The 374-nt window shown below is 61.2% G+C and carries 1 protein-coding gene; it reads left to right on the forward strand.

All coding sequences use genetic code 11. The features are described from left to right. Positions 1-186: 186 nt before the first annotated feature. Positions 187-374: hypothetical protein (locus tag TMES_RS22110; RefSeq protein WP_211276002.1), on the forward strand; the 188-nt coding region annotated here is incomplete at its 3' end.

The following is a 374-nucleotide window of genomic DNA, read 5'->3' on the forward strand; positions in this document are numbered from 1 at the left end:
CTGGCCGGCCTCCGGCGACGCCCGGCGCGCCAGCTTCAGCTTCCCGTCGGGGCAGGGGTAACACATAAGAACAATAAACTTCCGGGGAGCAACGCTCCCCGGCATTTCTCGCGCTCCATTTGATTCCTGCGTACAGCCTGTGCAGCAAAACAATAATTCACTCACACGTTAATGGAGTCGTTAACCATGCAAGAGTCCGCCCCTGAACACACCTTCAAAGGCAATCTCAGCGTCCTCGACGTGGTGATGATCACCGCGTCCGGCGTGACGCCGGCCAGTTCGATCTTCGTCATCGCGCCGCTGGCGATCGCCAGCGCCGGCAGCGGCGCCTTTCTGTCATTTCTGATCGCCGCCTGCGTCGCCGCCACCATCGC

Source organism: Thalassospira mesophila, from assembly GCF_002115755.1.
Classification (GTDB): Bacteria; Pseudomonadota; Alphaproteobacteria; order Rhodospirillales; family Thalassospiraceae; genus Thalassospira; species Thalassospira mesophila.